Origin of the sequence: Nonomuraea rosea, from assembly GCF_039539705.1 — a bacterium.
In the GTDB taxonomy this organism is placed as follows: domain Bacteria; phylum Actinomycetota; class Actinomycetes; order Streptosporangiales; family Streptosporangiaceae; genus Nonomuraea; species Nonomuraea rosea.
In genome coordinates this window covers 50,974-75,676 of sequence record NZ_BAABDQ010000029.1, presented here as the reverse complement: position 1 = coordinate 75,676, position 24,703 = coordinate 50,974, and the positions used below count along the sequence as shown (strand labels likewise).

Sequence of the window (24,703 nt, the reverse complement as noted above, 5' to 3'; positions counted from 1 at the left end):
CCCGCCGTACGCCTTGATGCCGCGCTGCGTACGGATTAGTGCCGCGGTGTGTACGGAGCCAGCGCCGTGACGTCCACGTCGGCGTCCGGCCACCGGCGGCGCAGCGCCCCGGCCAGGCGCCGGCACCAGCCGGCCAGCTGCGGCAGGGCCCGATGGGATGCGGCGGTGCCGGCGGCCGCCTCCAGGGTCGAGACGAGCTGGGCACGGCTGGCGTCCCCGGCCGGGCGGGCGTCCAGCGTGGGCAGACGCGACAAGCGGACCAGCGCGTACGCCAGGCACGCCGCCCCCAGCGCCACGCCATAGCGCAGGTCGTCCTCGGCCTGCGGCACCCCGGCGGCCAGGGCGCGCCGATAGGCCTCGGCCGGCGACCCCGCCGAGCCGACCGATCCCGCTGAGCCGACCGAGCCGACCGATCCCGCTGAGCCGACCGAGCCGACCGATCCCGCTGAGCCGACCGACCCGACCGACCTCGCTGAGCCGGCCGAGCCCGCCGACTCCGCCGAGCCCGCCGAGCCCGCCGAGGTGGCCATGCGCACCGACATCCAGGCCGGGCCTGGCACGTGCAGGCAGACGGCGTCGTTCAGTGCGTGGGTGAAGCCGGCGAACTCGAAGTCGATCAGGCGCGGATCGGCCGGTCCGCTGGGCTGCACCAGGACGTTGTTGGCCTCCGGATCGTTGTTGCTGAACGCCAGGAACGGCCCCGGCTCAGCCAGCTCCGCCAGCATCAGGCCCACCTCCCGCGAGACCGCGCCGGAGACCGGGACCCCGAGCGCCTCGGCTCGCGGCAGCCCTTCCGAGCGCACCGCCGCGACCTGCCCAAGCCGGTCGGCGTCGGGGTCGCCCGGCCCGAGCATGGCGGCGCCGATAGTACGGCTCCGCCCGGCCGGCGGTGAGCGCGCCGAGCTCGCCCCGGGCGCGGGCGAAAGCGGTCAGCCGGGCGAGATGCGGGCCGGCGCCGTCCCGGCGCAGCAGCTCGTCCAGCGCGGTGCGCGGCGCGAGATCCTCCAGCACGATCCAGCCGGCCGGCAGGTCCTCGGCCAGCACGCGCGGGGCCAGGAGCACCCCGAGGTCCTCCGACAGGAATCTGAGGGCGGCCACCTCCGTGCGCAGCCGCCACCCGTCGGTGCGCCCGCCGGCGACGTGGGGGCCGGCCCACTTGACGATCACCGTCTGGCCGTGGCCGAGGCGGGAGCGGGCGACCCGCCACGGCGCCAGCCTGGTCCACTCGACCACGTTGATCACCGCCACAGCGTACCGGCCCGGCACGCGGTCCACAGGCGGCTCCACGCGCAGACCTCGGGCGGTTCCGCGCGCAGCCTCGGGCGGTTCCGCGCGCGGACCTCAGGCGGTTCCGCGCGCAGCCTCGGGCGGTCCCGCGCGGACCTCAGGCGGTCCAGGCGTGGGCGGCCAGCGCATCGTCGAGGGGCGCGCCGGTCGCGTTGGCGACCCAGTTCGCCATGGTCGTGTACACGGCCTGGGTGATCACCTCCAGAACCTGCGCAGGCGAATAGCCATGGCCGAGCAGCGCGTCGATCTCGGCCCGGTCCACGAGCCCGCCGGAGCGCAGCAGCGCCTTCGTGAACGCGCTCAGCGCGGCCGCCTTCTCCTCCGGCAGGTCGTCCTTGCCCGCGCGCAGGGCCGCGATCACCTCGGGTGACACGCCGGCGCGCGCGGCGAAGGCGGAGTGCGCGGCCACGGAGTAGGGGCAGCGGTTGGCGACGCTGACCGTGACGCCGACGACCTCGCGCTCGGCGGCGGTGATCGTGCTGTGCGCCAGCGCGCGCTGCAACTGGTTGAATCCGTCCATCGTGGTGGGAGCTTCGGCCATCGTGGCGGCCAGGTTGGGGATGAACCCCACTCGTTGCCGCAGCTCGTCCAGCGGCTGCTGGGACTGCTGCGGGGCCGAGCCGGCCGAGTGGACGGGGAAGACGGTCATCGCGGGCCTCCGGGCGACGTTGCGTGGTGACTCCGGCGGGGCTCTCCCGCACCGGCAGCACCACTGTCGGGCCGGGCGGGCGGCGTTCCAATTCCCTCCGAGGGAAGTGCCCCGGGGGCGGGAGCCGGTTAGCTTGCAAGAGTGCGTACGCCCGATCTCCGGCCCCGGCGGCCGGACAGTCCGCTGGGCCGGCTGCTGCGCCATTGGCGGCAGGTACGGCGGATGAGCCAGCTCGCCCTGGCCCACCACGCCCAGGTCTCGCCGCGGCACCTCAGCTTCGTGGAGAGCGGCCGGTCGACGCCGAGCCGCGAGATGATCATCACGCTGGCGGGCGCGCTGGAGGTGCCCCTGCGGGAGCGCAACGACCTGCTGCTCGCCGGTGGGTACGCCCCCGCCTACCGCGAGAGCGACATCGCCGCGCCCGCGATGGCCGCGATCAGGGCCGCGCTGGAGCGGGCGCTGGCCCACCATGAGCCGTACCCGGCCGTGGTCATGGACCGCCACTGGAACATCACCCAGGCCAACCGCACCGCCGAGGTGATGTTCGCCCGCCTGCTCGGCGACCAGGTCGCGGACGGCCCGTCCAATGTGGTCCGGCTCATGTTCGACCCCGCGGGGCTCCGGCCGCACGTCGCCAACTGGGAGCAGGTCGCCCCCGCCCTCATCCAGCGGGTGCACCGCGAGGCGGTCGGCGGCGTCCAGGACGCGGGGACCAGGGCCCTGCTGGCGGAGGTGCTCGCGCGCCCGGGCATCAGGGCCGGGTGGCGCGAGCCGGACCTGACCTCCACGATCATGCCGATCATCCCGGTCGACTTCGTGAGCGGCGGCGTGACCGCGAGCTACTTCTCCATGATCACCACGGTCGGCACGCCGCAGGACATCACGGCTCAGGAGCTGCGGCTCGAAGGCTTCTACCCCGCCGACGCCGCGACGGAGCGGCACCGCTGGACCTGAGCGGCGATGGCCGTGTCGCAGGCCCATGTGACCAGGCATGGCCGTACATAGTTCATCGGCCACTTCGCTGACCAGCTCGCCCTCCTGGTCCGCCATCTGGGCGCCGCGGAGGCCTGACGGGCTGGCCTCGTCCGGGGCGATCGCGGTGTCGCCCGACGGGCGCGCTCGTCCGGGGCGATCGCGGTGTCGTCCGAGAGGCGCGTCGCCTTGGCCATCCGCGGGCGCCGGTCACCCGGCCACCCGGTCACCCGGTCACTCGGCGACCGGCCACCCGGTTTGTCCGGTGCGGCGACAGGTCGCCTTGGTAAGGGTTATGATCCCGCTATACCAGTTACAGGCGAAGGGCGGCGCATGATCATTCCTCTTGCCGACTACAGCGTGGGAGCGGCGGTGGCGACCGACCTGGTCAACACCTCGCCCACCGTGCGGGCCGCGGGGGAGGGCCTTCAGGACACGGACGCGCTGGCGGCCTTCCTGGCCGGCCACGACCTGCTGACGGACGGGCGCCGGCCCCTCGACGACGACCTCGATCAGGTGCGCTACCTGCGCAGGGAGGTGCGCGTCGTCCTGGAGACCGCCACGGAGGAGCATGCCGTCGCAGGCGCGATGGTGCTGGCGGGCCGGGCCGGCCTGACCCCGGGCCTGCGCTGCGCGCCCGGTGGCCGGCTGGAGTGGTACGTCCCGACCGCGCCGGGCGCGCCGCTGGCCGGCGAGCTGGCGGCGCTGATCGGCATCGGGCTGCTCGGCGTCGTCCGTGCGCTCGGCCATGAGCGGTTCTGCGCCTGTCTGTCGCCCGGTTGCCGCGGCCTGTTCGTCGACACCAGCCGGGCGGGACGCCGCCGCTACTGCACGCCGGACCTGTGCGGCAACCGCGTCAACGTCGCCAACCACCGCGCCCGCCGCCGGGAGACGCCACGCGCCGACCACTCGGATACGGCGCCGGACGGCCTCCGGGGCAACGCCCCCGTTCCCGAAGGGGTGGCGCTGGACGGCATCACGGGCCACGCCCCCGTTCCCGAAGGGGTGGCGCTGGACGGCATCACGGGCTACGCCCTCGTTCCCGAGGGCGTGGCGCTGGACGGACTCCTGGGTGGCACCGCCGTTCCGGAGGGGGTGGCGCCGGACGGCCTTCGTGGCGGCGCCGCCGTTCCCGAGGGGGTGGCGTGGTGAGCGTCCCGTTGCTGGAGGGCGCCGTCCGCCTGCCGGACGGCGCCTGGATCCGCGGGCGTGGCCTGCGCCGCCCGCTGCCGCCGGGGCCGGCGCCCGAGTACGGCCTGTACCTGGGGTCCGGCCGGCTGCGCCGCCGCCACGAAGGGGAGCTGGCCTGGGCGCACGACTGGGTCGAATGGCCCGACTTCCTGCTGCCCCGCGACCGTGAGTCCGCCGTCCGGCACATCCGCGCGCTGCACGACCGGGCGCTCGCGGGCGCGGCGGCGGAGGTCGCCTGCGGGGGAGGCGTGGGACGTACCGGCACCGTTATCGCCTGCCTCGCGGTCCTGTCCGGGCTGGCCCCGGCGGAGGCCGTCGCCTGGACCCGGGAGCACCATCACCCCCGGGCGATCGAGACGCCGTGGCAGCGGCGCTGGGTGTCCCGCTTCCCCACATCCTGATCTACTTTGTAAAGGCAGTCAGCAGAACTGTGCCCCGAAAAGCTGCTCGAAGGTCGCCTGGAAGTCGTTCCAGTCGCCGTTCAGGTTGCTCACCAGCGCGTGAGTGCCCTGGCGGTCGCCCATCGCGTACGAGATCGAGCCCTGGATGAAGCCGCCGCCGCCCCAGAGCGTGACGCCGCAGGGGAGCTTCTGGGAGTAGACGCCGAGACCGTACCGGGTGTCCGGGACCCAGCCCGCGCCCTCCGTCGAGACCGTCGTGAACATCTCCTCCTGCTGGGCCGGCGGCAGGAGGCGGCCGCGCAGCAGGGCGTTGAGGAACACGTGCAGGTCCGAGGTCGTCGAGATCATGCCGCCGGCCGCCCCGGCCCACGCCGCGTCGATCTCGGTCACGTCGTGGACGGCGGTCTCCTGGCCGTTCTGGTCCTGCTTGGAGTAGTGGCGGGCGTGCGGCTCGCGGACCGTCTTCTCGGCGCCCGGGAGGTACGTGCCGGTCAGGTGCAGCGGGCCGGCGATGCGGTGCTGGATCTCGTCGGCGATCGTCGATCCTGTCGCCTCTTCGACGATCATGCCGGCGAGGGTGTAGTTGACCTTGGAGTAGATGAAGCGCTTGCCGGGCTCTTCGGGGCGGGGGGTCTCCTGGCCGGGGAGTGCGTCGGGGAGCCCGCTGGTGTGGTTGAGCAACTGCCTGATGGAGATCTTGGCGCCGTCCGCGCCGAGGTGTTCCTCGACCACGCCGGGCAGCCACTTCGCCACCGTGTCGTCGAGGCTCAGCTTGGCCTCCGCCGTCAGCTGCAGGACGACCGTGCCGACGAACGCCTTGGTGAAGCTGCCGATGCGGAAGTGCTCGCCCGGCCGGCGCTCGCGGCCGGTGGTCGTGTCGGCCACCCCTGCGGTGCCGAACCAGGGCTTGGCGTGGCCGGCCCTGAGCTCGGCGACGATGCCGGGGCCGCCGTCGCCGGCCACGATCCGGTCCAGCGCGCGCTGGATCTTGGCGTGGCCCCGGTCGTGGCCGGCGGCGGAGGCGGTGGGGGCGGTCATGGTGGCGCCCGCCACGGTCAGGGCGAGGGCGAGCAGGCTCGCGCGGGGGAGGAAGCTGGTTGACATGCAAGCAACCGTAGTTGACTAATTCGGGCTTAGTCAACACGAGTTGCTTAAATCGGCTTGCCGGGTACCGGCGCCTGTTCCTGGCCGGCGCCGCGGCCTTCACCGTCGCCTCGGCCCTGTGCGGCCTGGCCGGCTCCCCGGCGCAGTTGCTGGCCGCCAAGCATCGCCTCGATCATCGTGGCCGGCGTCGTGCTGCTGGGACTGTTCGTCGGCTGGCAGCACCTCCAGCGCGGTGAGCCGCTGATGCCGCTGAGCCTGTTCGCCGGGCGCGACTTCGCGGCCGGCAACGGGATCGGGTTCGTCTTCCAGCTCGGCATGATCGGCATCGCCTTGGTGCTCGTCCTCTATCTGCAGGCGCACGCGGATACTCACCCCTGCAGACCGGGCTGGTCCTGCTGCCCGGCGCCGTCCTCACCGCGATCGGCTCGGCCTGGGCCGGCCGGCTCTCGGACAAGATCGGCGGCAGGTACGTCCTCATGGCGGGCCTGACCCTGCTCGCCGCCGGGCTGCTGATCCTCGTCCTGACCGCAGGACCGCACAGCAGCGCGTGGCACCTGCTGCCCGGCCTGATCGTCATCGGCCTCGTCTCCGCGCTCCACGACGGGGCGGCGCAGCAGGCGGCCCACCTGCCCGCGGGCCTGCGCACCCCGTTCATCGAAGGTGCCGTCGCGGGCGCACGGCAGTTCAGCCCGCCCGTGCCGCCGGGCGGCCTGACGCCCGCGGACGCCGCCCGCTTCGCCCGCCTCGGTCAGGAGGTCTTCGCCGCCGGTTTCGCGGACGCGATGCGAACCGTGCTCCTGGCCTCGGCGGCGGCCCCCGGCGCGGCCACCGCCTGCTGCCTGCTGCTCACCGCGCAGCGCAAAAAAGACGTTCCGCGGTCCGGCCGGACAGCACCGATCCGGCCTGGAACTCGCTGAGTTCGAAAGGGCGTGCCGGCGTCGGTCTTCCCCAGGTGGTGGTCGTGCTTGAGCTGACCGGTTCGGGGTGTTTCGTTGAACGGGATCTGAACTTCCGCGTGCGGCGGTCCGGGTAGGGCTCAGGCATGTCGACGAGTCATCGCGGCCGGACGGTGCTGGACGATCCGCTGCGGAACAAGGGAACCGCCTTCAGCCGCGCGGAGCGGGAGGCGCTGGGCCTGGCCGGGCTGCTGCCGTCGGCGGTGGAGACGATCGAGGCACAGGCGGGCCGGGCGTACGCGCAGTACCGCGCGCAGCCGGACGATCTGCTGAAGCACGTCTACCTGAGCGCGCTGCAGGACCGCAACGAGGTGCTGTTCTTCCGCGTCCTGGGCGACCATCTGCGGGAGATGCTGCCGATCGTGTACGACCCGACGGTCGCCGAGGCGATCAAGGCGTACAGCCATGAATATCGGCGGCCGCGCGGGGTGTACCTGTCCATCGGCGATGTCGCCGGCATCGAGGACGCATTCCGCAACTTCGGCCTCGGCGCCGACGACGTGGACCTGGTCGTCGCGTCCGACGCCGAGGAGATCCTGGGCATCGGGGACTGGGGCGTGGGGGGCGGCGCCGGCATCGCGGTCGGGAAGCTGGCGGTCTACACGGCCGCGGCGGGGATCGATCCCGGCCGGGTCGTCCCGGTGGCGCTGGACGTGGGGACCGACAACGCATCGCTGCTCAACGATCCGTTCTACGTGGGGGAGCGGCATGCCCGGGTGCGCGGGGCGCGGTACGACGAGTTCATCGACGCTTTCGTGTCGGCGATCAGCAGGTTGTTCCCCGAGGCCATGCTGCACTGGGAGGACTTCGGGCCGTCGAACGCGCGGCGCATCCTGCGGAGGTATGCGGACGCGCTGCCGACGTTCAACGACGACATGCAGGGGACGGGCGCGATCGTGCTGGCGGCGGTGCTGGGCGCCTGCCAGGTGGCGCAGACGCCGCTGCGCGAGCAGCGGATCGTCGTGTTCGGGGCGGGTACGGCGGGCGTGGGCGTCGCCGACCAGCTGCGGGACGCGATGGTCCGCGACGGTCTGGACCAGGAGGAGGCCGTGCGGCGGATCTGGGCGGTCGACAAGCAGGGCCTGCTGATCGACGACATGCCGGATCTGCGGGACTTCCAGGCCCTGTACGCCCGGCCGTCCGCCGAGGTCTCCGGCTGGGACCGGGGCGCGGCCGGCATCGGGCTCGGCGAGGTCGTCAAGCGGGTCAAGCCGACGATGCTGCTCGGCACCTCGACGGCGCACGGCGCTTTCACGGAGGAGATCGTGCGGTCGATGGCGGCCGGCGTGGACCGGCCCGTCATCTTCCCGATCTCGAACCCGACGGACCGGATCGAGGCGATGCCCGCGGACCTCCTCCGCTGGACCGACGGCCGTGCCCTGGTGGCCACGGGCATCCCGGTCGATCCGATCGTCCATGACGGCGTCACCCACGACATCGCCCAGGCGAACAACGCCCTGCTGTATCCAGGTCTGGGGCTCGGCGCGATCGTGGCGCGGGCGCGGCGGATCAGCGACGGGATGCTGCGGGCCGCGGCCGAGGCGGTGGGCGGGATGGTGGACGTCTCCGCCCCGGGCGCGCCGCTGCTGCCGCAGGTGGAGAACCTGCGGGCGGTCTCGGCCACGGTGGCGGTCGCGGTGGCCGGGCAGGCGGCCGAGGAGGGCCTGGCCCGCGCCGAGCCGGGGAACCTCGTCCAGCGGGTGCAGGACGCGATGTGGCAGCCCGCCTACCCTCCGGTCAGCGGCTGAGGCGGCCGTTGACCTGCCCGTCCTGGCGGATGTCCGGGGCCCAGCCGAGCGTGTTGCTCATGAAGTCCGTCGGCTGGATGCGCGTCCATTCGACGTCGCCGTCCTCGAACGCCTCCTCCACGGGCCCAGGTTGCCCGTTCCACAGCAGCGTCACCCGGCGTACCCCGGCGTCGGCGGCCAGCGCGGCCAGGCGGGCGCCTGGGTCTGCGGGCCCGGTCGCGTTCCGTCTGTCGTCCTAGGCACGGAGCCTTTGGGCGCTTCCCATATCGGGGACCCGGGCATACGCTTTCGAAAATCTGCCGATCAGCAGCACCGAAGCTCCCAGGGGGACGCGATGCCACGGCGATCTGGGGTACGGCGCTGGTCAGCGGGCATCGTGGCGGTGGCGCTCGTGGCGTCGGGACCGCCGGCCGTCGGTGCCGCCGGAAGCCCGTCCAGGGCGGGGGACTTCGTCGTCTACGGGTTCAGCCAGTCGGACGTGCGGGAGGAGGACCCGCAGGTCTACGAGCTCGACCCGGACACCACCATCCGCGCGATCGGGAAGTGGTCCACGGCGGGGGACGAGGCGGCGGACTACGACTTCGCGCAGATCGACCGCTACCACGCCAAGGGCATCACCTTCATGGGCAGCGGCACGGCGAGCGTGATCTTCCCGGAGGACTTCGCCACCGCCGAGATCTTCGACGACATGTCGACGCGCGACGCGGACGGCGATCCGGTGCCCCACGACGAATTCGGCTTCCCTGAGCCGGCCCGGCGGGGCAACCTGTTCAACCCCAAGTACCGCGAATACCTCCTCTCCTGGGCACGGATCCAGGTCGACGGCGGCGTCGACGGGCTCAACTTCGACGAGATCAACGCCGGATTCAGCGGCGGGTCGAAATACGGCTTCAACGGCAACGAGGGCTTCGACGACTACGCGATCGCCGACTTCAACCGCTACCTGCTGGCGAAATATCCGGCGTTCACCGCCGCGGACTGGAAGTCGCGCTTCGGCATGACCGACGGCAACATCCTCCGGCGCGACGTGCCGCCCGGCGACCTGACGGCCAACTTCAACTACCGCGATCACTTGCGGGCCGGCGGCTGGAACCGCGACCCCGTGAACGCGGCGAACCCGCTCGCCCCCGAGTGGGGCCGGGTGGTCGCCAACCGCATGTACGCCGAGGACACGTCGTTCACCGCCACGTACATCCGCCGGTACTGGAAGGAGATCGTCGACGAGATGCGGGCGTACGCCCGGCGCACCCGGCACCGCGGCATCCTCATCTCCTCGAACGGGCTGTGGCCCTACGTGGACGTCAACAGCGTCGGCATGTACCCGTGGAACCCGGACGAGCAGACGCCCGACTTCCGCGGCGCCGACTACGTGCCGGTGGACGGCGGCCACCTCGACGGCGCCAAGTCGCTGCAGTCGCAGTACCGCTACCTGAAGGAGCAGAACGCCCGGATCGCGGGCCAGGTGCCGGTCGTCGTGTTCATCGACTGGCCGAACGACATGATGACCGACTACCTGAACCTGCCGCTGCGGGAGAAGCAGGACTATTGGCGGATCTTCGGGGCCGAGGCGTACGCGAACGGCATCTTCCCCGCCTTCCACCTCAAGGACACGGTCGGCAGCCCGACCGCGACGGACCTCGGAATGATGGACTTCTTCACCACCTACACCCGCTTCTACAAGGACCATCGCGCGATCTTCAAGGACAACGAGATCGGCGCCCAGCCGGTGCGGGCCGGTGCGGCCGGAGTCGCGGCGAGCCTGCTCGTGCAGCGCGGCACCGGCAAGCGCTCCATCCACCTCGTCAACCACAATTACGACCAGGGCATCGTGCCCCAGACAGGGTTCAGCGTGCAGGCCGACCTGGGCTCCTGCCCGCGCCGTGTCTCGTTGATCTCGCCGGACTTCCCGCAGGCGAAGTCGCCGGCGTTCTCCTGCCGGCACGGCAAGCTGACGCTGACCGTCGACCGCCTCGACCACTACGACATCATCCAGCTCTAGGTGCTGCGAATTCGAAACAGGTACGGTAAGAGGGTGACCGACACCCACTCCGACGACGTACGGCCAGTTCAGCCACTCCAGCCGGAGCAACTGGGCACCTACTTCGCGCTCATGGAAGCCGTCAGCCTGCTCCAGCACCAGGTCGAACAGCAGCTGCGCGCCGAAGGCGACATCAGTTACGTGCAGTTCCAGCTCCTGGCCCGCCTCGCCCATGGCCCCGGCCCGCTGACCATGACCGACCTGGCCGACGGCGTCGTCTACAGCCGCAGCGGCCTGACCTACCAGGCGGGCCTGCTGGAGAAGGCCGGCCTCATCACCCGCGGCCCCGCGCCCGACGACGACCGCGCCACCCTGGTCACCCTCACCGGCGCGGGTCGGGCCCTCGTCGCCCGCGTCCTGCCCGGCCACGTCGAGGTCTCCCGCCGCCTGCTGTTCGACCCCCTGACGGATGACGACGTGCGCCACCTCGGCGACATCATGACCCGCGTACGCGATCACATGCGCGCCCGGCCGCCCCGCTCCGCCGCCCCCCGCAAGCGCCAGCGATCATAACTGCCTATTGCGAGTTGACCAGTGATGGAAAGGCGCCCTATCGTCACTGTCATGCCGCATGTAGATAGTAATCTGGAACGGCTCAGCGGCGCCGAAGCCCTCGACCGCGCCGCCGAACTGATCGAGGTCTACCGCGCCTCGTTCAGCGGCCCGCCCTGGTTCGAGGACGATCACGGCGTCGCGGCCTTCGCCGAGCGCCTGACCGCGGACGCCCGCCGCCCCGGCTTCGTCGCGGTGCTCGCCGGCCAGGACGGCGAACCCGCCGGATTCGGCACGGCCTGGCCGACCCTCAGCCCGTTCCCCACGGGCCGCTCCTACGACCGGGTACGCCGTCAGCTCGGGGATCAGACGGAAGCGCGGCTGACCGGGGCGCTGGAGGTCGACGAGCTCGCGGTCAGCCCGTACGCCCGCGGGCGAGGGCTGGCGGCGCGCATCCTCGGCCTGCTCTGCGCCGGCGCCCCCGATTGCTGGCTGCTCACGGCGCCGGACGCGCACGACGCGATCAGGCTCTACGAACGCCTCGGCTGGCAGCGCCTGACCGGGCCGGACGCCGACGTCGTGGTCTACACCCGCGCTTCGATAAGCTCCGAGCGGGTCAAGGGCACATCAGGGGGCAAAGCAGGATGAACGGTACGGTCACCGCGGTCAGCAGCAACGGCGAATACTCCTTCACCAAGCCGAACCGGGAAAGCATCACCCTGCTCACCGGCCTCGGCGTCGAAGGGGACGTGCACGCGGGCGTGACGGTCAAGCACCGCTCCCGGGTCGCCCAGGACCCCACCCAGCCGAACCTGCGCCAGGTGCACCTCATCCACGAGGAGCTGTTCGCCGAAGTGGGCGAGGCGGGCTTCACCGTCGGGCCCGGCGAGCTCGGCGAGAACATCACCACCCGCGACATCGACCTGCTCGCCCTGCCGGTCGGCACGCTGCTGCACATCGGCGAGGAGGCCGTGGTAGAGCTGACCGGGCTGCGCAACCCGTGCGTGCAGATCGACATCTTCCAGGGCGGCCTGCTCAAGCAGGTCGTCGGCCGCGACGAGGCCGGGAACCTGGTACGTAAGGCCGGCGTCATGAGCGTCGTCCGGCAGGGCGGCGTCGTGCGCCCCGGCGACGCGATCACGGCGCAGCTCCCGGCCGAGCCACACCACCCCCTCGACCGCGTCTGACACCCAGGCTCCGCCGGTGCCGCACGAGAGGTCGCCGGCTCGCACGGCGTCGGCCTCACCGAGCACATCCGCCCGCCCCGACTCGTCTCCACGTGCGATCCGGCACCTCCGACGGCGTGAAATCCGCCCGCAGGGCCTCTCATGAGCTGGCGCCCGGCCATTCACGATAAAGCCCGACCGGCCCGCCGTTGTCAAGCCCCGAGTAAGGATCTCCCGCACGACACCCGCCACCCAAAAAGCAGGATCCCGCAAACGCTTGCGGCCCGGTTGTGCGGACGCTTTAATACGCCGGAGACCTGCCGGCCACACCCCCGTACCCGGCTGGGAGAGCAAATGACCGTACCCGCACGTCGTGCGCACACGCTTTGCCGGCGCAACGGCGTTAGCGCTAACAGGCGTTCGACGAAGCCGATGAAACTTTCTTTTTGCCCATCGGGAAAGCGCTTACCGGAGATAGTTGCCACGCATTTCGACAACCCCGCAGAAAGGACCCCGCGATGCGGTTAAGAAAGGCCGGCGCGGCCGTAGCCCTCGCCCTGGCGGCGGCCACCGTGACCATCGGCGCCCCCGCCCAGGCGGCCCCGCCGACCAAGCAGATGGAGGACCTGGACCGCGGGCTGATCAGCGTCCGGTCCGGCTCGGGCAACCTCGTGTCCTGGCGGCTGCTCGGCACCGATCCCGACGGCGTCTCCTTCAACGTCTACAGGGGCTCCACCAGGGTCGCGACCGGCCTGACGACCTCGACCAACTTCCTCGACAACGGCGCCGCCGCCGACGCCGCGTACACGGTCAGGGCGGTGTCCGGCGGAGCCGAGCAGGCCGCCTCGCCCGCCTCCTTGCGCTTCACCGGCGGCTCGTACCTGGACGTCCCGATCCAGCCGCCGTCGGGCGGGACGACTCCGGACGGGGTCGCGTACACCTACAGCGCCAACGACGCGAGCGTGGGCGACGTCGACGGTGACGGCCAGTACGAGATCGTGCTCAAGTGGGATCCGTCCAACGCCAAGGACAACTCCCAGTCGGGCTACACCGGCAACGTGTTCGTGGACGCGTACCGGCTGAACGGCACCCGCCTGTGGCGCATCGACCTGGGCCGCAACATCCGCGCCGGCGCCCACTACACCCAGTTCCAGGTCTACGACTACGACGGCGACGGCCGCGCCGAGGTCGCCATGAAGACCGCCGACGGCACCAGGGACGGCGCCGGCACGCTGATCGGCAGTTCGAGCGCCGACCACCGCAACTCCAGCGGGTACGTCCTGTCGGGCCCCGAATACCTGACCATGTTCAGCGGCCTGAGCGGCGCGGCCCTGTCCACGGTCTCCTACGATCCGCCGCGCGGCACCGTCTCCTCCTGGGGCGACAGCTACGGCAACCGGGTGGACCGCTTCCTGGCCGGGACGGCGTACCTGGACGGCGAGCGCCCCTCGCTCATCATGGCGCGCGGCTACTACACCCGCTCCGTGATCGCCGCCTGGGACTTCCGCAACGGCACCCTGACCAAGCGGTGGACGTTCGACAGCAACTCGGCGGGCTCGCAGTACGCCGGGCAGGGCAGCCACAGCCTGTCCGTCGGCGACGTCGACGCCGACGGCCGCGACGAGATCGTGTACGGCGCCATGACCGTGAACGACAACGGCACCGGCCTGTGGAGCACCCGCACCGGCCACGGCGACGCCCAGCACCTGGGGGACTTCGACCCGGCCAGGGCCGGCCTGGAGTACTTCAAGGTCAGCGAGTCCACCAGCCAGCCCGGCTCGCTCTACATCGACCCGCGCACCGGCCAGATCCTCTGGCAGACGCCCTCGGGCTCCGACAACGGCCGCGGCGTGGCCGGTGACATCTCGACCGTCCGGGTCGCCTCGGAGTTCTGGTCGGCCGCGGACGCGAACCTGCGCAGCGTCACCGGCAACACGGCCGGCCGCAAGCCGTCCTCGGTCAACTTCCTGGCTTGGTGGGACGCCGACCCCGTCAGGGAACTGCTCGACCAGACCAGGATCGACAAGTACGGCACCAGCTCGGACACCCGGCTGCTGACCGCGTCGGGCGTGCACTCCAACAACGGCACCAAGGCGACCCCGTCGCTGTCGGGAGACCTGTTCGGCGACTGGCGCGAGGAGGTCGTCTGGCCCACCAGCGACAACCGGGCGCTGCGGATCTACGCCACGCCCACGCCGACGGACCGCCGCCTCTACACGCTGATGCACGACCCGCTCTACCGCGTGTCGATCGCCTGGCAGAACACCGCCTATAACCAGCCGCCGCACACGAGCTTCTACATCGGCGACGGCATGCCCACCCCGGCCAGGCCGAACATCTACGTCCGCTGACCGCCCCGGGGCCGTGCGCGGGCGGCGCCCCCGTTCCGCCACGGCCCTGTTTCCGCTTCGGCCCCGGAGCGTCGTACGGCTCAGGCGCGCGGGGCCGCCATGCCGGCGAGCAGCAGGTCCGCCAGCCGCCGGACCGCCGTGGCCGCGGTCTCGGGCGGGAGCGTGCGGAACGAGGAGATCGCCATCAGGCCGGTCCGCACGTCCTCGACCGACAGGTCCCGGCGCACCACGCCCGCGCTGCGGGCCCGCTCGACCAGCCGCTCGAACCCCTTCGCGTGCGCGCGGCGCTGCCCGGCGAACGGGAGCGCCGCCGCGTGCGAGCCGAACAGCGCCTCGTTCAGTCTCCGGTCGCGTACCTGGTGCTCGGAGAAGCGGTGGATGGTGCCGCGCAGCGCCCGCCAGGGGTCCGGGTCGTCCAGCGCGGCCCGCATCTCCGCACCGCAGACGGCCACCTGCTCGGCGAGCACGGCGCCGATGAGATCCGGCCGCGAGGGGAAGTGCCGGTAGAGCGTCGCGACGCCCAGCCCGGCCCGCCGGGCGATCTCGCGCATCGGCACCTCCAGCCCGTCCGCGGCGAACGCGGCCCGCGCGACCGTCACGATGCGGCGCCGGTTGTGCGTGGCGTCGGTCCGGGTGTTCCGAGTCACTGTCGTCCGCACCCCTCTCACTTCGGGCGATCCGCAGCAGCCGATCCCTTTTCTCCGCCTACCGTAGTGCGCGGTCCCGGCAGCTCAGCCCCGAGAGGTGATCATGTTCGCAGTTCAGTTCGGCCGTTTCGGTCCGCCGGAGGTGCTCACGACCGGCCCGTTCCCCGAGCCGCACGCGGGTCCCGGCGAGGTGCGGATCAGGGTCGAGGCCGCCGGGGTCGCCCCGGTCGACCTCGCGCTGCGATCCGGCTCGTCGCCGTCGCGTGACCGGCTCCCGCTGCCGCACATCCCCGGCGTCGACGCCGCCGGGGTGATCGACGAGGTCGGTGCGGGCGTCACGGGGGCCGCGGTGGGGGAGGAGGTCTTCGGTACGGTCGACGTCGCGCGGCTGGGCGGGGCGAGCGCCGAGTACGCCGTACTGAAGCTCTGGGCCGCGAAGCCACCCGCGATGCCGTGGACGCAGGCCGGCGCGGGCGGCACGAGCATCGAGACCGCCACGAGGGCGCTCGATCGGCTCGGCGTCCGGCCGGGGGTGACGCTCCTGGTCGAGGGCGCCGCCGGTGGGGTGGGAAGCGTCGTCGTCCAGTTCGCGATCGCCCGCGGCGCCCGCGTGATCGGCACCGCCCGCCCGGAGAACCACGCCTTCATCGCCCGGCTGGGCGCCGTCCCGGTCGCCTACGGCCCCGGGCTCGCCGACCGCATCCGCACGCTGACCCTCGGACGTGCCGAGCCCGCACCGGCCACTCTCACGCCGGTCGCCGCCCGGGCGGACCGGCCGTCGGACGTCGCCCGGGATGATTCGGCATCGGACGTTGCCCGGGTGGATCCCGTATCGGCCGTCGCCGAAGTCGATCTCGCGTCGGACGTCGCCCGGGAGGACCGGCCGTCGGCCGTCGCCGGGATCGATCTCGCGTTGGACGTCGCAGGCGCCGGCTCGCTTCCCGAGCTCATCGCGATCACCGGTACGCCGGCCGCCGTCCTCACCCTCGCCGACTTCACCGGCCCGCGACTCGGCGTCGGCCTGTCGCGCGGCGCGCTGGCCGGCGAGCCGGACGGGTGGCACGGGCTCGCCCAAGCCGCCGCGCTCAGCGAACAGGGCCGCTTCCGCATCCCCGTACAGGCGGTGTTCCCCATGATCAGGGCCGCAGAAGCGCACGCGGCCGCCGCACAGGGACCCCGCCAAGGCAAGATCACCCTCACCGCCCGCCCTTGACGGAGCCAGACCCCGGCCTGCTGTGTATCCACAGCCAGGCCGCCATGAGAGCCGCGGTCAGCCCCCCGCAGATCATCACGGTGGAGACCGAGAAGGCGTCCACGACACCCCCGCCGAGGAACGCGCCCAGAGCGAAAGTCGCCTGGAACGACGAGGTGAAGACGACCGTGGCCGCCTCGGGCGCGTCCGGAGCGGCACTCATGAACCACGCCTGCGAACAGACGGGGACCCCGCCGTAGGCCAGCCCCCAGAGCACGAGCAGCACGACGGCGCCGGCCGGGCTGCCGCCGGCCACGGGCAGCAGCAGCGTGGCGGCCGCGATCAGGCAGCCGTTCGCCACGAACGCATGCCGCAGGCTGACGGCGATGACCTTGCCCGTGAGGAAGTTCCCGGCGATCCCGGCGACGCCGTACGCGAGCAGAACCGCGCCGACCGCCGCGGGCGGCAGATGGGTGACGTGCTGGAGGAACGGCGTGACATAGGTGTACGTGCCGAAATGGGCCAGCACGATGAGAAAGGTGGCCAGCAGAGCGGTCCTCGTACCGGCGCGGCGTAGCACGGCGAGCAGGACGCGCGGGCTCGTGACCTGCTCGGCGGGCAGCGGCGGCAGCAGGATCACCAGGGCGGCCAGGACGAGCACGGCCAGCCCGGCCAGGACGAGGAACGCGGCCCGCCACCCGGCGAGGTGGCCGACGAACGTGCCCGCCGGCACGCCCAGCACGGACCCCAGCGGCACGGCGGAGAAGATCACCGCGGTGGCGGTGCCGACGGCCGGCGGCGGCACCAGGCGGGCGGCCAGCCCGGCCCCGATCGACCAGAAGCCGCCGATGGTGAGACCGACCAGCACCCTGGAGACCAGCACGACCTCGTACGAGCCTGCGACGGCCGCCAGCACGTCGGCCGCGGCGAGCACGGCCATGAGCAGGCACAGCATCACCCGGCGGTCCACCCGCGCGGTGGCCACCGTGACGGCCGGCGCGGCGATCGCGGCGACGACGCCGGGCAGCGTCATGGTCAGCCCCGTGGTGCCATCGGAGATGCCGAAATCGGCACCGATGTCGGTCAGCAGGCCGATGGGCAGGATCTCGCTGGTGACGATGGCGAAGATGCTCAGCATGAGTGACACGACCGCGAGCCTGCCGATGAGTGGCGAGCGCGGTCGGGGCAGCGTGGTGGTCGGCATGGGTCCCGTTCAGGCAGAGGTACAGGGGAACGAGGACCAGCCAAGCAGCGATGGAACCGCACACACCGGCAGGTTTCGGACGAGACCATCCCCGAAACGAGGCGTCCGTCCGTCCGACCGACCGACCGTGGGCCCGTCCGATCGGCCGGGGACGGCGGGGCTCAGTTCGCCGACCGGCTGTGGTGGCGGGCGGCGAGGGCGACGACGGTGAGCAGTGCCAGGGCCGCCGCAACCGCCGGTACGGGGCCGGCCGTCAGATACAGGGCGGCACCGCCCAGCGCACCGGCGAACATCGCCCCGATGGAGACGAACCGGCGCAACGCCGCACGTCCAGGACTGTCGGCGGCCAGGCCGGTGAGGGTGGTGGTGAGGACGTTGGTGGTCAGGTCGGGCACCCCGAGCGCGCGTACCGAAGCGTTCTGCAGGCCCATCCCGAAGCCGAGCAGCCCGATGAGCGCCACCTGCGCCCCGGCCTCGTGGTGCCCCGCCACCCGCGCCACGACGAGGGCGGCCGCGACGAGCAGCGCGTGCACGGCGGTGACGGCGGCGAACGCCCGCCGCGCGTCCCCCGTCCGCCCGGCCACCCGTCCCGCGCTCCACGCGCCGGCCGCGAAGACCGCCAGGGCCAGCGGCGGCGCCCATTTCGACAGATCGGCATCCCCGGCCAGGGCGAAGCCGAGGAAGACGATGTTGCCGGTCATGTTGGCGACGAAGACGCGGTTCAGGCCGAGGTAGCTGACGGCGTCCACGAGGCCGGTCACGAGGGCCAGCAGGATCAGCAGCGCGGGCAGGACGCCGTGCGGGTTCGCGCCACGGGGGAACAGCCCGTCGGCGACCCACCGCAACCCGCCCCTCACCGGCCCTCCGCCACGCTCACATAACCCGGCTTCACCTGGGTCTTTCCCCGCGACGGCCCGTGCTAGCCCCTCGTGATCACGTCGCACCCGGCGTACGGATCGGCGGCCCGATCAGCGCACCGCGCCGAGTACGACCCAGCGGCCCGACCGGAGCCTGGCCAGCAACGTGACCAGCCGGGCCAGCAGGAACACCGACAGTCCCGACCAGATCCCCGTCAGCCCCCAGCCGAAGCTCAGCGACGCCCACGCCACCGGCAGGAACCCCAGCGCCGCCGCGCCCATCGTCGCCGTGCGCAGGTAGGCCGCGTCCCCGGCGCCGAGCAGCACCCCGTCCAAGGCGAACACGACACCGCCGACCGGCTGCAGCGCGACGAAGAACCACCACACGTGCGACATCTCACCCAGCACCGCCGCGTCGCGGGTGAACGCCCGCGGCAGGACCCCGGCCAGCGCCGCGAACAGCGCGCCGAGCAGCGTTCCGAAGATCAGCCCGCCGCCCGCCACGTGCCAGGCCAGCCGGCGTGCCCGCGCCCCGTCGCGCGCCCCGAGCGCTGCGCCCACCAGGGCCTGGGCGGCGACGGCCAGCGCGTCGAGCACGAACGCCAGGAACATCCAGAGCTGGAACACCACCTGGTGCGCGCCGACCGCCACGGTGGAGGTGTGCGCGGCCACCGCGGTCGCGGACACCCAGCACGTCTGGAACGCCAGCCCGAGCAGCACCAGGTCACGCGCGAGTCCGAGCTGGGCCCGCATCGCGGCCGGAACCGGCGCGAGCGGCACGCCCTCGGCCACCAGCGCCCGCACGAACAGAGCGGCGGAGATGACCTGCGCGACCACGTTGGCGATCGCCGAGCCGTTGAGCCCCCAGCCGAACCCGTGCACCAGCACCGGGCACAGCGCCGCCGAGATCCCGTTGCCCGCGAGCACGTAGCGCAGCGGACGCCGCAGGTCCTGCACCCCGCGCAGCCACCCGTTGCCCGCCATGGTGATCAGGATCATCGGAGCGCCGAGCAGGGCGATCCGCAGCCAGCCCTCCGCCGCCGCGGCGACCTGGTCGTCACCGGTGAGCAGGCCCGCCACCGGCGCGGCCAGCAACTGCCCGGCCACCAGCAGCACCAGCCCGGCGATCGCGCCGAGCCAGGTCGCCTGGACGCCCTCGGCGACGGCATCGGCCCGGCGGCCCGCGCCGTGCAGCCGGGCCGCGCGCGCCGTCGTGCCGAAGGACAGGAACGTCATCTGGGTGGCGATCTGGGCCAGCACGATCGCGCCGACCGAGAGCGCCGCCAGCGGCACCGCGCCCAGATGGCCGACCACGGCCGTGTCGACGAGCAGGTAGAGCGGCTCAGCGGCCAGCACGCCGAGCGCGGGCACGGCGAGCGTGAGCAGCTGGCGCAACGTGGACCCGGCCCGCTCGTCCTGCTCGGCCATGCGCCCTCCGGTAATGCTCTCAAGCCGCTCGCGATCCTTACGGACTGAAGCCTAAGGGTAAGGATCTCTTCCGGGCAACGCCTATTACTGCCGGAGAAAGCAAGAACCCCGGGTCATCGGACCCGGGGTTCACGAAGCGGCTATGTCACCAGGTGACGGGCAGCTCGTGCATGCCGTAGACAGAGGCCTCGTCCTTGAACGCGAGCTCCTCGGCGGGAACGGCCAGCCGCAGGCTGGGGATGCGCCGGAACAGGGTGCTGAAGACGATCTCCAGCTCCACGCGGGCCAGGCTCTGGCCGAGGCACTGGTGGGGGCCGAAGCCGAAGGCCAGGTGGCTGCGGGCGTCGCGCTCGATGTCGAACGCCTCCGGGTCCTCGAACGCCTCCGGATCCCGGTTGCCGGCGTTGGCCAGCGTGAGCACGCCTGACCCCGCGGGGATGACCGTGTCGCCGAACTCCACGTCCTCAAGGGCCACGCGCATGATGGCGAACTCGGCGATGGTGAAGTGCCGCAGGAGCTCCTCGACCGCGCCCGCCGTCTTGTCCGGGTCCGCGCGCAGGGCTTCGAGCGACTCGGGGTGCTGCAGCAGCATGTACGTGCCCAGCGAGATCATGTTCGCCGTGGTCTCGTGCCCGGCGATCAGCAGCAGGAACGCCAGGCTGAGCAGTCCTCCGTGGTCCACCTCGCCGTTCTCGCGCTGCTTGCGCACCTGGCGGCCGAGCAGGTCGTCGGTCGGGTTCTCCTCCTTCGCCTTGATCAGCTTGTCCAGGTAGATGACCAGTTCGAGGGCGGAGTGCTGCCGCTCCTCTGCCGTGATGGTGTGGTTCAGCAACTGCGCGGAGTGCGTCTGGAAGAAGTCATGCTCCTCGTACGGCACGCCCAGCAGCTCGCAGATGACCAGCGAGGGCACCGGCAGGGCCAGCGCCTGCACCAGGTCCACCGGGTTCGGGCCGGCCAGCATGGCGTCGAGGTGCTCGTCCACGATCTGCTGGATACGGGGCTTGAGCGCAGCCATGCGCCGTACGGTGAACTCCCCGATCACGGCGCGACGCGCGTGGCCGTGCTCGGGCGGGTCCATCTCCAGCATCATCTTGGGCAACGGCGACTCGCCCGCACCCATCTCGCCGTTCAGCTTCGGGGCGTTGGGGTTGCGGCGGTCGGCGCTGAACCGCGGGTCGCTCAGGACCTTGCGGATGTCCTGATAGCGGGTGGCCACCCAGGCGTTCGACCCGCCGGGCAAGGTGACCTCGGCGACGGGCTGCTCGCGCAGGAGCCGAAGGTGCTGCTCAGGCGGAGCGTACGGGCAGGTGCGGGCAATCTGCAGCGTCTCAGTGGAGTCAGCAGTGGTCATGGTCGTCCCCATTCGGCTTGCCATCCCAACATCCCTACACTTGTAAACTAACCTACAGATGTAGGGGTCGGTACACTGAGGCGTGGCCCTCGCCAGAGACGGAGACAGCGCCTTGCTCGACCCACGGGTGCGCCGCACGCAGGCGGCCCTGCAACGCACGCTGATCGACCTCGTTCAGGACCACGACCTGCCCAGGATCAGCGTCGCCGACGTCGCGGAGCGGGCCGGGGTGAGCCGTTCCACGTTCTACGACCACTACCGCGACGTGCACGAGCTGGCCGAAGCCGCCTGCACGACGATGATCGACGACCTGGTCGAGGCCATCCCCGAGCCGGGCACGGGCGACACGACCGCCGACACCCTGCTGACCTTCTTCGCCCACCTCGCCGAGCACGCCGGGCTCTACCGCAGCGTGCTCGGGCCCCAGGGCAGCGCCCGCGTCATCGACCACGTACGCCGCCGCGCCACCGCCGCCGGCTACGCCGGCGCCCGCGGCATCGCCAAAAGGCACGCCACGGGCAGCGTTACGGGCAGCGTTACGGGCACCGCTACGAGTACGGGCACGGGCACCGCGACGGGCACCGTCCCGTCGCTCATCGACGACATGGGGCATGTCCCGCACGACGTGCCCGCCGCGTTCACCGCCGGCGCGCTCATCGGCGTGGCCACCGACTGGCTGCTGCACGGATGCCCGCGCACGCCCGCCGAGATGGCCGCCCTGACCAGGCCGCTGCTACTCGCCCTCTACCGCGGCGACGACCCCGCCTGAGAACGGCGGAAAGCCGGACGTCCACGGGAGTGGCGGAAAGCCGGACGTCCACGGAGCGGCGCGAAGCCGGACGTCTATGGGGTGCCGACGCCGCGCAGCAGCGTGTCGACCACCACGTCGGCGGCCTGCGCGGCGCTCAGCTCGGACAGCTCCTCCGCGGCGTGCAGCAGCAGCGGCGGCAGCAGCGTGCCCACCCAGCCCGGCGGCAGGTCGGAGCGCAGCAGGCCCTCGTCGGTGGCGCGCCGCAGGAAGACGTCCACCTCGTCGATCAGGCGCCGGCGGCGCTCGCTGATCGACTTCTCGGCGAGCATGCGGCTGGTCTCCACCGGCCATGTGCGGTTGACCGCGATGATCCCCTCGACATAACGGTGCAGCGCGACCGCCACCGGGGCCGCGCGCAGCCTGGCGGCCTCGATGGCCTGCTCGACCGCGTCGTACCGGGCCCGGTAGACGGCCGCCAGGAGCTCCTCGCGATTGGCGAAGCGCCGGTAGACCGTGCGGCGGTCCACCCCGGCCGCGGCGGCGATGGCGGCGATGCTCGCCGAGGGGTCGTCGGCGAGCATGCGGGCGCCTGCGCTCAGCACCAGCTCCAGATTGCGTGTCGCGTCGGCTCTCACCGGTCAAAGATACCGGCACATGTAGCAGAAAGAGAAACTAACAGCACCTCGATGTGGCGCTAAATTAACTAAGTGTCACATTTTTGGCGCAGTTAAGCTCAGTGCTGAGCCGGCGTGGGGGAAGGGGGTGCGGAGACGATGGCAGCCCGGTGGCAGTCCGATGGCAAGCCCGATCGGCCGGGCGCGCTCCCGGCAGGACCAGCCGGGCGACTCGATGCCCCAGACCGCCCCGCGTCGAAGAACGAACGGAGTGCTCCACATGATGAACAGGCGTACCTTCGGAAAGACCCTGGGCCTGGCCGCCGGCGCGGCGGCGGCCTCGCTGGCGGGCCTGCCGGGATCCCAGGCCGCGACCCGGCCCGCCACCGCGACCGGACCAGGCGCGCACACGTCCTTCGCCGCGCTCAAGCAGATCAGGGCCGGCCTGCTGAACGTCGGCTACGCCGAGGCGGGCCCGGACGGCGGGCCCGTGGTCATCTGCCTGCACGGCTGGCCGTACGACATCCACAGCTTCGTCGACGTCGCGCCGCTGCTGGCGGCCAAGGGCCACCGCGTGATCGTCCCCTACCTGCGCGGGCACGGCACGACGCGCTTCCTGTCCGCCCGTACGGTCCGCAACGCCCAGCAGTCAGTGATCGCCCTCGACATCATCGCCCTGATGGACGCCCTCAAGATCGGCAAAGCCGTGCTCGCCGGCTTCGACTGGGGGTCGCGGACCGCCGACATCATCGCGGCGCTCTGGCCGGAGCGGTGCACGGCCCTGGTGTCGGTGAGCGGCTATCTCATCACGAGCCTCGAAGCCAATCTCCAGCCGCTGCCGCCGAAGGCCGAACACGCGTGGTGGTACCAGTACTACTTCGCCACGGAGCGCGGCCGGCTGGCCATGGAGGACAAGACCAAGCGGCACGACCTGACCAGGCTCGTCTGGGACACCGTCTCCCCGACGTGGGACTTCGACGACGCCACCTTCGAGCGCACCGCGGCGGCCTTCGAGAACCCCGACTACGCCGCCATCGTCATTCACAACTACCGCTGGCGGCTCAGCCTGGCCGGTGGCGAGCGCCGCTACGACGGGTACGAGCGGCGGCTCGCCGCCCGGCCGCGCGTCAACGTGCCGGCCATCGCCCTCGACGCAGAGCGCGACCCCTTCACGGCGCCGGGCGACGGCTCGTCCTACCGGGAGATGTTCGCCGGCGCCTACGAACACCGCACGCTGAAGGGCATCGGCCACAACGTGCCGCAGGAAGCGCCCGCGGCCTTCGCCCAGGCCGTCGCCGACGTCGCCCACTTCTGACCGGCGCGGCAGATCAGGAGACTATGGTCACATCAATGCGAAGGCTGGCAAGTTAAGTGCTACATTGATGGGACAGTTAATGAACGAGAGGAAAGAGCTCATGGCCAGGACATGGTTGATCACCGGGGCGTCGCGCGGCTTCGGACGCCGGCTCGCCGAAGCCGTCCTGGAGACGGGTGACCAGGTCGTCGCCACCGCACGCCGCCCCGAGCAGCTGGACGACCTGGTCGCCCGCCACGGCGAGCGGATCCGGGCGGTCGCGCTGGACGTCACCGATGCCGCCGCGGCCGTCCAGGCGGTGAAGGAGGCCACCGACGCCTTCGGCCGCCTCGACGTGGTCGTCAACAACGCCGGCTACGCCAACAGCGCGCCGATCGAGGAGATGGCCGAAGACGACTTCCGCGCCCAGATCGAGACCAACCTGTTCGGCGTCGTGAACGTGACCCGGGCCGCGCTGCCCGTCCTGCGCGCGCAGCGTTCGGGGATGTTCGTGCAGTTCTCCTCCATCGGCGGACGCGTGGGCGGCACACCGGGGATGGGCGCGTACCAGGCGGCGAAGTTCGGGGTCGAGGGCTTCTCCGAGGTGCTCGCGAGCGAGGTCGCGCCGTTCGGCGTGCAGGTGGTCATCGTCGAGCCGGGCGCGTTCCGTACCGACTGGCAGGGCTCCTCGATGGAGATCCACCCCGTCGGCCCCGGCTACGAGGAGACGGTGGGCGTCATCAACCGCTACCGGCGCGAGAACGACGGCACCCAGCCCGGCGACCCGGCCCGCGCCGCCAGGATCATCATCGACGTCGTGGCCGGCGGCGACCCGCCCCGGCGGCTCCTCCTCGGCAGCGACGCCGTCGCCTCCGCCGAGAGGGCGGCCGGCGTCCGCGCCGCCGAGACCGAGAAGTGGGCCGGCGTGAGCCGCTCGGCCGACTTCCCCGCGGACGAGCGACGGGCCCGCTAACACGTGAAGGGCTTCAGCACGTGGGTGGTCTCGACGC

The 24,703-nt window shown here is 72.1% G+C and carries 27 protein-coding genes; 15 read left to right on the top strand and 12 right to left on the bottom strand.

Features of this window, described 5'->3' with window-relative positions; genetic code table 11:
• Positions 1 to 35: 35 nt before the first annotated feature.
• From ABEA43_RS45585 to ABEA43_RS45575, 3 genes are all read right to left on the bottom strand, one after another.
• A complete protein-coding gene (locus ABEA43_RS45585; RefSeq protein ID WP_345572310.1) occupies positions 36 to 725 on the bottom strand; it encodes a hypothetical protein in 690 nt (229 codons plus the stop codon).
• Positions 706 to 1,275, bottom strand: a complete 570-nt coding sequence (locus ABEA43_RS45580) for a hypothetical protein (RefSeq protein ID WP_345572309.1) — start codon at positions 1,273 to 1,275, stop codon at positions 706 to 708. The genes ABEA43_RS45585 and ABEA43_RS45580 overlap by 20 nt, the downstream gene beginning before the upstream one ends.
• A 109-nt stretch (positions 1,276 to 1,384) precedes the next feature.
• Positions 1,385 to 1,936 (bottom strand): carboxymuconolactone decarboxylase family protein, encoded by a 552-nt coding sequence (locus ABEA43_RS45575; RefSeq protein WP_345572308.1) that lies wholly within the window; start codon positions 1,934 to 1,936, stop codon positions 1,385 to 1,387.
• A 141-nt stretch (positions 1,937 to 2,077) separates the two neighbouring features.
• Here ABEA43_RS45575 and ABEA43_RS45570 point away from each other — a divergent pair, with 141 nt between their 5' ends.
• The 3 genes from ABEA43_RS45570 (at position 2,078) to ABEA43_RS45560 (ending at position 4,500) form a co-directional block, all read left to right on the top strand.
• A complete protein-coding gene (locus ABEA43_RS45570) occupies positions 2,078 to 2,890 on the top strand; it encodes a helix-turn-helix domain-containing protein (protein ID WP_345572307.1) in 813 nt (270 codons plus the stop codon).
• 351 nt (positions 2,891 to 3,241) lie between these two features.
• Entirely contained in the window at positions 3,242 to 4,060 is an 819-nt protein-coding gene (locus ABEA43_RS45565) for a CGNR zinc finger domain-containing protein (protein ID WP_345572306.1), read from the top strand.
• A complete protein-coding gene (locus ABEA43_RS45560) occupies positions 4,057 to 4,500 on the top strand; it encodes a phosphatase domain-containing protein (RefSeq protein WP_345572305.1) in 444 nt (147 codons plus the stop codon). The genes ABEA43_RS45565 and ABEA43_RS45560 overlap by 4 nt, the downstream gene beginning before the upstream one ends.
• Before the next feature lie 18 nt (positions 4,501 to 4,518).
• On the opposite strand, the gene ABEA43_RS45555 is transcribed toward ABEA43_RS45560, so the two are convergent.
• Both ABEA43_RS45555 and ABEA43_RS45550 read right to left on the bottom strand, forming a co-directional pair.
• The gene (locus ABEA43_RS45555; protein WP_345572304.1) at positions 4,519 to 5,604 is read right to left on the bottom strand and encodes a serine hydrolase domain-containing protein; all 1,086 of its coding nucleotides are present in this window, start codon (positions 5,602 to 5,604) and stop codon (positions 4,519 to 4,521) included.
• Positions 5,605 to 5,651: 47 nt separating this feature from the next.
• Positions 5,652 to 5,780, bottom strand: coding sequence for a hypothetical protein (locus ABEA43_RS45550; RefSeq protein WP_345572303.1), 129 nt, complete (start codon positions 5,778 to 5,780; stop codon positions 5,652 to 5,654).
• Between the two features lies 1 nt (position 5,781).
• On the opposite strand from ABEA43_RS45550, the gene ABEA43_RS45545 reads away from it, so the two are divergent.
• The 3 genes from ABEA43_RS45545 to ABEA43_RS45535 all read left to right on the top strand — a co-directional run bounded on the left by ABEA43_RS45545 (position 5,782) and on the right by ABEA43_RS45535 (position 8,308).
• Positions 5,782 to 6,093 carry a hypothetical protein gene (locus ABEA43_RS45545; protein ID WP_345572302.1) on the top strand — a complete coding sequence of 104 codons (312 nt, stop codon included), beginning with the start codon at positions 5,782 to 5,784 and terminating at the stop codon, positions 6,091 to 6,093.
• A complete protein-coding gene (locus ABEA43_RS45540) occupies positions 5,979 to 6,521 on the top strand; it encodes an MFS transporter (RefSeq protein ID WP_345572397.1) in 543 nt (180 codons plus the stop codon). Before ABEA43_RS45545 ends, ABEA43_RS45540 begins: the two co-directional genes overlap by 115 nt.
• Before the next feature lie 125 nt (positions 6,522 to 6,646).
• Positions 6,647 to 8,308, top strand: a complete 1,662-nt coding sequence (locus ABEA43_RS45535) for an NAD-dependent malic enzyme (protein WP_345572301.1) — start codon at positions 6,647 to 6,649, stop codon at positions 8,306 to 8,308.
• On the opposite strand, the gene ABEA43_RS45530 is transcribed toward ABEA43_RS45535, so the two are convergent.
• Positions 8,298 to 8,462, bottom strand: coding sequence for a hypothetical protein (locus ABEA43_RS45530; protein WP_345572300.1), 165 nt, complete (start codon positions 8,460 to 8,462; stop codon positions 8,298 to 8,300). The two genes, ABEA43_RS45535 and ABEA43_RS45530, sit on opposite strands and share 11 nt — an antisense overlap.
• A gap of 180 nt (positions 8,463 to 8,642) precedes the next feature.
• On the opposite strand from ABEA43_RS45530, the gene ABEA43_RS45525 reads away from it, so the two are divergent.
• The 5 genes from ABEA43_RS45525 to ABEA43_RS45505 all read left to right on the top strand — a co-directional run bounded on the left by ABEA43_RS45525 (position 8,643) and on the right by ABEA43_RS45505 (position 14,355).
• Positions 8,643 to 10,307 carry a hypothetical protein gene (locus tag ABEA43_RS45525; RefSeq protein ID WP_345572299.1) on the top strand — a complete coding sequence of 555 codons (1,665 nt, stop codon included), beginning with the start codon at positions 8,643 to 8,645 and terminating at the stop codon, positions 10,305 to 10,307.
• A gap of 33 nt (positions 10,308 to 10,340) precedes the next feature.
• Positions 10,341 to 10,859 carry a MarR family winged helix-turn-helix transcriptional regulator gene (locus tag ABEA43_RS45520; protein ID WP_345572298.1) on the top strand — a complete coding sequence of 173 codons (519 nt, stop codon included), beginning with the start codon at positions 10,341 to 10,343 and terminating at the stop codon, positions 10,857 to 10,859.
• A gap of 51 nt (positions 10,860 to 10,910) precedes the next feature.
• Positions 10,911 to 11,486: a GNAT family N-acetyltransferase gene (locus ABEA43_RS45515; protein ID WP_345572297.1), complete on the top strand. Its 576-nt coding sequence runs from the start codon at positions 10,911 to 10,913 to the stop codon at positions 11,484 to 11,486.
• On the top strand, positions 11,483 to 12,025 hold the full coding sequence (locus tag ABEA43_RS45510; RefSeq protein WP_345572296.1) for an MOSC domain-containing protein: 543 nt from the start codon (positions 11,483 to 11,485) through the stop codon (positions 12,023 to 12,025). The genes ABEA43_RS45515 and ABEA43_RS45510 overlap by 4 nt, the downstream gene beginning before the upstream one ends.
• Before the next feature lie 497 nt (positions 12,026 to 12,522).
• Positions 12,523 to 14,355 carry a rhamnogalacturonan lyase gene (locus ABEA43_RS45505; RefSeq protein WP_345572295.1) on the top strand — a complete coding sequence of 611 codons (1,833 nt, stop codon included), beginning with the start codon at positions 12,523 to 12,525 and terminating at the stop codon, positions 14,353 to 14,355.
• Positions 14,356 to 14,435: 80 nt separating this feature from the next.
• On the opposite strand, the gene ABEA43_RS45500 is transcribed toward ABEA43_RS45505, so the two are convergent.
• On the bottom strand, positions 14,436 to 15,002 hold the full coding sequence (locus ABEA43_RS45500; protein WP_345572294.1) for a TetR/AcrR family transcriptional regulator: 567 nt from the start codon (positions 15,000 to 15,002) through the stop codon (positions 14,436 to 14,438).
• Between the two features lie 103 nt (positions 15,003 to 15,105).
• Here ABEA43_RS45500 and ABEA43_RS45495 point away from each other — a divergent pair, with 103 nt between their 5' ends.
• A complete protein-coding gene (locus ABEA43_RS45495) occupies positions 15,106 to 16,215 on the top strand; it encodes an NADP-dependent oxidoreductase (protein ID WP_345572293.1) in 1,110 nt (369 codons plus the stop codon).
• Here the strand turns inward: ABEA43_RS45495 and ABEA43_RS45490 are convergent.
• The 4 genes from ABEA43_RS45490 to ABEA43_RS45475 form a co-directional block, all read right to left on the bottom strand.
• On the bottom strand, positions 16,199 to 17,332 hold the full coding sequence (locus ABEA43_RS45490; protein ID WP_345572396.1) for an MFS transporter: 1,134 nt from the start codon (positions 17,330 to 17,332) through the stop codon (positions 16,199 to 16,201). The genes ABEA43_RS45495 and ABEA43_RS45490 overlap by 17 nt on opposite strands.
• Positions 17,333 to 17,559: 227 nt before the next feature.
• Complete coding sequence (locus tag ABEA43_RS45485) at positions 17,560 to 18,255, bottom strand: YoaK family protein (RefSeq protein ID WP_345572292.1); 696 nt, start codon at positions 18,253 to 18,255, stop codon at positions 17,560 to 17,562.
• 111 nt (positions 18,256 to 18,366) lie between these two features.
• Positions 18,367 to 19,683: an MATE family efflux transporter gene (locus ABEA43_RS45480; RefSeq protein ID WP_345572291.1), complete on the bottom strand. Its 1,317-nt coding sequence runs from the start codon at positions 19,681 to 19,683 to the stop codon at positions 18,367 to 18,369.
• A 145-nt stretch (positions 19,684 to 19,828) separates the two neighbouring features.
• Complete coding sequence (locus ABEA43_RS45475) at positions 19,829 to 21,034, bottom strand: cytochrome P450 (RefSeq protein ID WP_345572290.1); 1,206 nt, start codon at positions 21,032 to 21,034, stop codon at positions 19,829 to 19,831.
• A gap of 112 nt (positions 21,035 to 21,146) precedes the next feature.
• Here ABEA43_RS45475 and ABEA43_RS45470 point away from each other — a divergent pair, with 112 nt between their 5' ends.
• Positions 21,147 to 21,803 (top strand): TetR/AcrR family transcriptional regulator, encoded by a 657-nt coding sequence (locus tag ABEA43_RS45470; RefSeq protein WP_345572289.1) that lies wholly within the window; start codon positions 21,147 to 21,149, stop codon positions 21,801 to 21,803.
• Positions 21,804 to 21,877: 74 nt separating this feature from the next.
• Here ABEA43_RS45470 and ABEA43_RS45465 read toward each other — a convergent pair whose 3' ends face one another.
• Positions 21,878 to 22,420, bottom strand: coding sequence for a TetR/AcrR family transcriptional regulator (locus ABEA43_RS45465; RefSeq protein ID WP_345572288.1), 543 nt, complete (start codon positions 22,418 to 22,420; stop codon positions 21,878 to 21,880).
• Between the two features lie 259 nt (positions 22,421 to 22,679).
• Here ABEA43_RS45465 and ABEA43_RS45460 point away from each other — a divergent pair, with 259 nt between their 5' ends.
• Both ABEA43_RS45460 and ABEA43_RS45455 read left to right on the top strand, forming a co-directional pair.
• On the top strand, positions 22,680 to 23,714 hold the full coding sequence (locus ABEA43_RS45460; protein WP_345572287.1) for an alpha/beta fold hydrolase: 1,035 nt from the start codon (positions 22,680 to 22,682) through the stop codon (positions 23,712 to 23,714).
• 100 nt (positions 23,715 to 23,814) lie between these two features.
• The gene (locus tag ABEA43_RS45455; protein ID WP_345572286.1) at positions 23,815 to 24,666 is read left to right on the top strand and encodes an oxidoreductase; all 852 of its coding nucleotides are present in this window, start codon (positions 23,815 to 23,817) and stop codon (positions 24,664 to 24,666) included.
• The last annotated feature ends 37 nt before the right edge of the window (positions 24,667 to 24,703 follow it).

Bases quoted from the DNA above. Each gene is read 5' to 3' on its own strand.
- ABEA43_RS45585 (WP_345572310.1), bottom strand. From the start codon at position 725: ATGCTGGCGGAGCTGGCTGAGCCGGGGCCGTTCCTGGCGTTCAGCAAC.
- ABEA43_RS45575 (WP_345572308.1), bottom strand. From the start codon at position 1,936: ATGACCGTCTTCCCCGTCCACTCGGCCGGCTCGGCCCCGCAGCAGTCC.
- ABEA43_RS45565 (WP_345572306.1), top strand. From the start codon at position 3,242: ATGATCATTCCTCTTGCCGACTACAGCGTGGGAGCGGCGGTGGCGACC.
- ABEA43_RS45555 (WP_345572304.1), bottom strand. From the start codon at position 5,604: ATGTCAACCAGCTTCCTCCCCCGCGCGAGCCTGCTCGCCCTCGCCCTG.
- ABEA43_RS45550 (WP_345572303.1), bottom strand. From the start codon at position 5,780: ATGATCGAGGCGATGCTTGGCGGCCAGCAACTGCGCCGGGGAGCCGGC.
- ABEA43_RS45535 (WP_345572301.1), top strand. From the start codon at position 6,647: ATGTCGACGAGTCATCGCGGCCGGACGGTGCTGGACGATCCGCTGCGG.
- ABEA43_RS45525 (WP_345572299.1), top strand. From the start codon at position 8,643: ATGCCACGGCGATCTGGGGTACGGCGCTGGTCAGCGGGCATCGTGGCG.
- ABEA43_RS45515 (WP_345572297.1), top strand. From the start codon at position 10,911: ATGCCGCATGTAGATAGTAATCTGGAACGGCTCAGCGGCGCCGAAGCC.
- ABEA43_RS45510 (WP_345572296.1), top strand. From the start codon at position 11,483: ATGAACGGTACGGTCACCGCGGTCAGCAGCAACGGCGAATACTCCTTC.
- ABEA43_RS45505 (WP_345572295.1), top strand. From the start codon at position 12,523: ATGCGGTTAAGAAAGGCCGGCGCGGCCGTAGCCCTCGCCCTGGCGGCG.
- ABEA43_RS45495 (WP_345572293.1), top strand. From the start codon at position 15,106: ATGTTCGCAGTTCAGTTCGGCCGTTTCGGTCCGCCGGAGGTGCTCACG.
- ABEA43_RS45490 (WP_345572396.1), bottom strand. From the start codon at position 17,332: ATGCTGAGCATCTTCGCCATCGTCACCAGCGAGATCCTGCCCATCGGC.
- ABEA43_RS45480 (WP_345572291.1), bottom strand. From the start codon at position 19,683: ATGGCCGAGCAGGACGAGCGGGCCGGGTCCACGTTGCGCCAGCTGCTC.
- ABEA43_RS45475 (WP_345572290.1), bottom strand. From the start codon at position 21,034: ATGACCACTGCTGACTCCACTGAGACGCTGCAGATTGCCCGCACCTGC.
- ABEA43_RS45460 (WP_345572287.1), top strand. From the start codon at position 22,680: ATGATGAACAGGCGTACCTTCGGAAAGACCCTGGGCCTGGCCGCCGGC.
- ABEA43_RS45455 (WP_345572286.1), top strand. From the start codon at position 23,815: ATGGCCAGGACATGGTTGATCACCGGGGCGTCGCGCGGCTTCGGACGC.